The organism is Bacteroides cutis (assembly GCF_900241005.1).
In the GTDB taxonomy this organism is placed as follows: Bacteria; Bacteroidota; Bacteroidia; order Bacteroidales; family Bacteroidaceae; genus Bacteroides; species Bacteroides cutis.
This window is the reverse complement of record NZ_OEST01000011.1, coordinates 25,030-31,029: the sequence shown is the minus strand read 5'-3', so window position 1 is coordinate 31,029 and position 6,000 is coordinate 25,030. Positions and strand designations below refer to the sequence as shown.

8 protein-coding genes are annotated in these 6,000 nt (G+C 42.1%); 7 read left to right on the top strand and 1 reads right to left on the bottom strand.

Annotation, left to right across the window (positions count from 1 at the left end):
- Nucleotides 1-6 precede the first annotated feature (6 nt).
- Nucleotides 7-78 carry a smalltalk protein gene (locus C1A09_RS16415; protein ID WP_370738759.1) on the top strand — a complete coding sequence of 24 codons (72 nt, stop codon included), beginning with the start codon at nt 7-9 and terminating at the stop codon, nt 76-78.
- A 152-nt stretch (nt 79-230) separates the two neighbouring features.
- Here C1A09_RS16415 and C1A09_RS15940 read toward each other — a convergent pair whose 3' ends face one another.
- Nucleotides 231-1,439, bottom strand: a complete 1,209-nt coding sequence (locus tag C1A09_RS15940) for a hexokinase family protein (RefSeq protein WP_101546145.1) — start codon at nt 1,437-1,439, stop codon at nt 231-233.
- A 156-nt stretch (nt 1,440-1,595) separates the two neighbouring features.
- Here C1A09_RS15940 and C1A09_RS15935 point away from each other — a divergent pair, with 156 nt between their 5' ends.
- The 6 genes from C1A09_RS15935 to C1A09_RS15910 all read left to right on the top strand — a co-directional run bounded on the left by C1A09_RS15935 (nt 1,596) and on the right by C1A09_RS15910 (nt 5,989).
- Nucleotides 1,596-1,988: a DUF4783 domain-containing protein gene (locus tag C1A09_RS15935; RefSeq protein WP_101546149.1), complete on the top strand. Its 393-nt coding sequence runs from the start codon at nt 1,596-1,598 to the stop codon at nt 1,986-1,988.
- Entirely contained in the window at nt 1,981-2,829 is an 849-nt protein-coding gene (gene nadC / locus C1A09_RS15930) for a carboxylating nicotinate-nucleotide diphosphorylase (protein WP_101546143.1), read from the top strand. Before C1A09_RS15935 ends, nadC begins: the two co-directional genes overlap by 8 nt.
- 215 nt (nt 2,830-3,044) lie before the next feature.
- The gene (locus C1A09_RS15925) at nt 3,045-3,593 is read left to right on the top strand and encodes an RNA polymerase sigma factor (protein ID WP_101546142.1); all 549 of its coding nucleotides are present in this window, start codon (nt 3,045-3,047) and stop codon (nt 3,591-3,593) included.
- Complete coding sequence (locus tag C1A09_RS15920; RefSeq protein WP_101546140.1) at nt 3,583-4,686, top strand: putative outer membrane beta-barrel protein; 1,104 nt, start codon at nt 3,583-3,585, stop codon at nt 4,684-4,686. Before C1A09_RS15925 ends, C1A09_RS15920 begins: the two co-directional genes overlap by 11 nt.
- A 19-nt stretch (nt 4,687-4,705) precedes the next feature.
- Nucleotides 4,706-5,254 (top strand): DUF4943 family protein, encoded by a 549-nt coding sequence (locus C1A09_RS15915; RefSeq protein WP_101546138.1) that lies wholly within the window; start codon nt 4,706-4,708, stop codon nt 5,252-5,254.
- A gap of 57 nt (nt 5,255-5,311) precedes the next feature.
- On the top strand, nt 5,312-5,989 hold the full coding sequence (locus C1A09_RS15910; protein WP_101546135.1) for a DUF4858 domain-containing protein: 678 nt from the start codon (nt 5,312-5,314) through the stop codon (nt 5,987-5,989).
- Nucleotides 5,990-6,000 lie beyond the last annotated feature (11 nt).

The following is a 6,000-nucleotide window of genomic DNA, read 5'->3' as shown; positions in this document are numbered from 1 at the left end:
GATAAGATTTTGAAGGTAATCATTGCTGTAGCGAGTGCTATTGCAGGTGTAATAGGCGGTCAGGTGATGGCTGTCTAAAAAAGGAGGACTTCTTATTTGGAAGGGGCTGGAGTCTATGTGCAAATGTGGAATTCAGCCTCTTTTTATAATATTTTGATTTTTTAATAAAGATATAAGTCACTACTTAGTTTCTTGTAGTGCATTTATATAGACAATGAGTTGTTGTGGGTTCAGGATAATGCAGCGATACCTGTTCCTATCAAATTGGCATTATCCATACTGACGATATGGACTTCCACATCTTTAAGCCCGAACTCATCAAGAAGTTCGTGTAATTTTTCCATCACAAGGATATGATAATTTTTACCGTTTTTATTCTCGCTCCAGAAAAGACTGCCTTCGGCAACCAGACAGATCTTTCGCAGGTCTCGATTATAAGATTTTAATAATATGATAAGCCCTGTGAGTGAAGCAGCTACCAGGTGTGCTGATCGGTTGTATATCCAATGTGCCACGTTCACATATACTTCTTTATGAATATCCGGATAATTCATCATGGCGGTCAGTTTTTGTGCATCGAACTTTTCTTCAAATTCTTCCAATGGGAAAGTGGCTTTCAAGATATCTCCCAAGTACATGCCTGATACCGCTTTCTCAAAACGTTGTTTACCTAAGTTGTCGGAAGTTGCGTCGACACTATTGTCTACAGGAGTGAGGAAGGGAGGAGTGAAATTTCCGGATTCCAAATTGATAGGTATCAGACCTTGTATATGATTTTCCGTTTTTAATTTCTTAATCTTGTCAGCCGGGATGAAAGTCGCCATATTCGTACCTGTACCCACAATCAAGCCAATATAGGCATCGTAATTACTATGAGTAAGACCGGCAAATAAACTGGCGATCGTATCGTTCAATACCTTGATACCTGTAAAACGGATTTTATTTTTCTTATTGAGATAATCGAGTAAGGGCTTCCCTATAAGTTCCCCGATCATTTCTTTTATATCGACTCCCTTTGTCCAACGTAATAGCATTGCATCTCCTCCCGGTATTGACTGGGCCGGATAGGAGAAACAATAGCCAATAGGCATTTCTTCTTCTCGTTGTATTCCGGTAATCAGATCAGCCAACTCTTTGAATAGCTCTTCACGGGTATAATCGGATGATTTCATAATTGACATATCTTTCTTCCAACCGTTGTGGGGCGTGATAGACGATGTTCCTTTACTGAAATTGACGATTGCCACTCTGTAATTGGTCCCTCCCAAATCCAGTACCAATGCTTTTCCATCAGTACCGGTTGCTTGCGGGATGATGAAGGTAGGGATACATTGTATCTCACAATTTTCTCTACTTAAACCTTCTTCCACCTTTTCCCGGAATGTACAGGCGATTTCCTTGAGTTGCTTATTATCTAACTTAAAAATATTCTTCTCCATAATATTTGAATTTGTATAGTAACAGAGGATGGCTACAACTTGTTTTTTCTTCTCTGTAGAATATATGTTATGGAAGGTGAAATTAAAGAAAGTAGTCCTTTTTTCTTGTTATTTACGATATTTGCTTACCTTTGCCTATCATTAATACTTGTGAAAATGAAAAAAAGAGGAATTTCCTTGTTGACCGTTCTCCTTATTTGGACAACTTTGCTGATGGCGCAGGATGTTCCGGCAGGAGTGGTGACGGCCTTTAAAAAAGGAAGCTCTCAGGAACTGAACGGGTATCTGAGTGATAAGGTGGAGTTGATCGTTCAAAACAGCTCGAACAATGTTGATAAACGAACGGCAGAAGGTAAGTTGTCTGTATTTTTCTCTACTAACAAGGTCAGCGGTTTTAATGTAAACCATCAGGGAAAGCGGGATGAGTCCAGTTTTATAATCGGTACTCTGACGACTGCAAATGGAAACTTTCGGGTGAATTGTTTCTTTAGAAAGGTGAACAACAAATATGTTATACATCAAATAAGAATAGATAAAACAAATGAATAAGGAAGAAGAATTGATTGACAGGTTGATTGACCTGGCTTTCGCCGAAGATATCGGAGATGGTGACCATACCACACTTTCGTGTATTCCTGCTACTGCAATGGGTAAATCTAAGCTTCTGATTAAAGAAAGCGGTATTCTTGCCGGTATCGAGGTGGCTAAAGAGGTGTTCCGTCGTTTTGATCCTACCATGAAGGTGGAAGTTTTTATGAATGATGGCGCGGAAGTAAAACCGGGTGATGTAGCTATGGTTGTGGAAGGTAAGGTGCAGTCGCTGTTGCAGACTGAACGCTTGATGCTGAACATCATGCAGCGCATGAGCGGTATTGCTACCATGACTCATAAATATGCCGAGAAGTTGAAAGGTACGAATACCCGCGTACTCGATACCCGTAAGACTACTCCGGGCATGCGTATCCTTGAGAAGATGGCGGTAAAGATCGGTGGTGGTGTAAATCATCGTATCGGTCTGTTCGATATGATTTTGTTGAAAGACAATCATGTAGACTTTGCGGGGGGCATTGATAAAGCGATAACTCGTGCGAAAGATTATTGTAAGGAGAAAGGTAAAGACCTTAAGATAGAAATCGAGGTACGTAATTTCGACGAATTGCAGCAAGTGCTCGACTTAGGTGGCGTAGACCGTATCATGTTTGATAACTTCACTCCGGATATGACCAAGAAAGCTGTTGAGATGGTAGCTGGCCGTTATGAAACGGAATCATCCGGAGGCATTACTTTTGATACATTGCGTGACTATGCCGAATGCGGTGTGGATTTTATCTCGGTCGGGGCTTTGACACATTCTGTGAAAGGATTGGATATGAGTTTTAAAGCGTGTTGATAAAAGCAGAAACCGTATTGCTGAGAATAAATAAGAGAAACAGGAAAACCTCTCATGAGTTTGCCTTAGTGAAGCAATTCTTATGAGAGGTTTTCTGTTATAAATGATCTCTGTTGTTTAACTTCTTTTTAGACTTTATTTAGCAGCATTTTGAAGAATGCTGCGTCTAACTAACAAACGACGCAAAGAGGCGTCCGTAAAAACGAGCACTGACATTGGAAAACGAAACAGAACTGATAGAGGGCTGCCGGGCAGGAAAAGATTCCGCCCGAAAGGAATTGTACACTCTCTATTCCAAACAAATGTTGGCGGTGTGCTATCGTTATATGGGCGATATAGATGCGGCGCATGATGTATTGCACGATGGTTTCATCAAAATCTTTACCCACTTTACTTTTCGTGGAGAATGTGCGTTAAGTACTTGGGTGACGAGGGTGATGGTGACGCAAGCCATAGATTACCTGCGGAAGCGGCAACGATTCAGCCAATTGGTTGTGAACGAAGAACAGCTTCCTGATGTACCGGACGATACATACATTGCTGAGAACGGTAACCGCCTTTCTGAAGCATTATTGATGAGATTTGTAGCCGAACTTCCTGATGGATGCCGTACCGTATTCAACTTATATGTGTTCGAAGAAAAGTCTCACAAGGAAATAGCGGAGTTACTCCATATTAAGGAGCATTCGTCTACTTCGCAGTTGCATCGTGCCAAGAGTTTGTTAGCAAAAAGAATTAAAGAATATACAAAACATGAGAGATAATGATGAAATAACCGGACTATTCCGAAATCGTCTAACCAACACGGAAATGACGGTGCAAGATGGTTTTTGGGAGAAGCTACAGAAAGACTTGTCTCAGACGGAAGCGGCTGCCGGACAGCGGAAAACACTTCTTCTTTCTCCTAGATTGTGTAGAATAGCCGCGGCGGCTTCGGTAATATTTGTATTGGGGGTCGCATCAGCAGCATTCTGGTATTTTTCTCCGAAAGAAGAAATAAAAGAAGCTTTTACGCAAGTTGCCACCATGACTCCTGATGGGAGTTTGAATGGTGACGTAGTACAGGAAACTTTTCCATCTATTCATCAGACTGAGCCGGTAGCGCAGAAACCCGGTATGAAACAATCTGCAGGTATCCCGGCGAGTGTGACTGCACAGGAGGAAGATGAAACAGTTTCCGTTAGGGTATCTATTACTATTAGTCAACGGGTTTACGGTAACCAGCAACAGACGGGTAATGGTTTCTTTAATAACGGACTGACTGCTCAGGCTGGCAATGGGTATCAAAGTGTCGGTAGCGCGACAGATACAAATCCGGAAAGTGCTTCTTCGGTTTCCATGGAAGAAGATCCAAACTCGACACACTTAAAAACTCGGACGAAATTACATAAATGGGCTTTGAAAACAGCAATCGGAACATCCTTACCCAAAGGTAATTATCACATGCCCTTAACGGCAGGTATAACAATGGAACGAGTTTTGAACAATCGTTTGGCATTGGAAACGGGTATCCAATATAACCGGTTGCATGCAGACCGTACATTACATACTCTAGGTATTCCCGTGAAACTGAATGTGATGCTGGCAAGTACTTCGACAGTGGACTTATATGCAACAGTAGGTGGGGCTGCGGAGAAATGCATAGCCGGAGCCGTTGATAATAGTTTTAGTGCAGAGCCTGTACAATTGTCTGTTGCGGCAGGAATAGGTATCCGGTATAAACTGAACGATCGTTTTGCTTTGTTTGCCGAGCCTTCCGTTTCACATCATTTCGATACAGAGTCGGAAACAAAAACTTTGAGAACGGAACGTGCTACAAATTTGAATTTGTTATGCGGTGTACGTATGACTTATTAACTTTAAAGATAATATTATAATGAAGACTCTCTATAAAAAACTACATAGGTGCGGATGTATGCTGTTGATGCTGTTCGTCTGCTTCTCCTTTTTTTCTTGTGGTGATGAAGCGCTGGATTACAACCATCCGGACGTAGATTTGTTTGTAAAGCAACTGAAGGCAGGAAAATATTCTGTTCAGAGTCCCGAAGGATTGAATAATGTTCCTAAGTTTACCAAAGATGACATCGAAGGTCTCTTGAAGTATGCGGAAGACTTAACGGTGATACCTTCTTTTCCGTTGGCACCGGTATCTTATTCAGCCGGAGGCAAGTTGCGTTTGGGTGAATGTATCTTATGGACGGTAGAAACTATTCGTCTTGGGCATAATGCCTCGATGGGGTGTAAAATGGTGCATACCGATGCAGAAAATTATGAAGGTATCTATTTCCTGTCTGATGATGAAGTGCTGGATGCCGCTACCCGTTATCGCCGTTGGTGGGAGGGACGTAAATATCCGCGTACTATGTGGACTATCGATCCTTGTTATGACGAGCCACTTTGCGGAAGTGGGTATATGTGGTGGTAAACTTGTCGGAGGATGAGGTATAAAGTATTAGGTATTAGTAAATAAACTGACGATTAGGTGAAGCGATTTATTCTTTTTTGGGGGCTGCTTTGTGCAGTAGCCTTTCCTTGTTATGCTCAAAACTGGACGACGCAAGATTCTTTGCGTTTACAACAGTTGCTCAAAGGCGAGGGAGAGGTGAAGCTGAATCCGGACGTATTGAAAGAGATTGACATGGGATCTCCTTTTGGTACCCCGAAAGCGGCTGTGAATAAACCGTGGCTGGATTTTGACGATACTTTGCCTGTCTCTTTGCCGGGAGAACCTAAAAAAACGATTAAATTATCATTGCGTCCTTATTCGGCAAATACCAAATATAACTGGGATCCGATTTATCAGAAGAAAATAGAGATTAAAAAGGATACATGGCGTGGAGAACCGTTTCGGGAACTTACAACACGCTTTATTTATACGAATTGGGCGAAAACTCCATCGGATCCGGGGCTGCGCGAAACTGTAGAGCAGATTGAAGCGACCGGATTGCGCTATAGAGTGACGGAACGTGTTAACAATATGGCGGTGGGGAGTTGGCAGGGAGCTGGTGGTGGAGGTATTGGTGGCTTGGATCTTATGACACCTTTTACCCGTGAGTTCTGGAATTTTAAAGGTCGTAAACGTCGTGCGCGTACATTGGAGGTATTACGAACTTATGGAGATTCGATAACTGTAAAAAGGAAACCTCCGACTTCTAAGTAAAAGTGAACTTT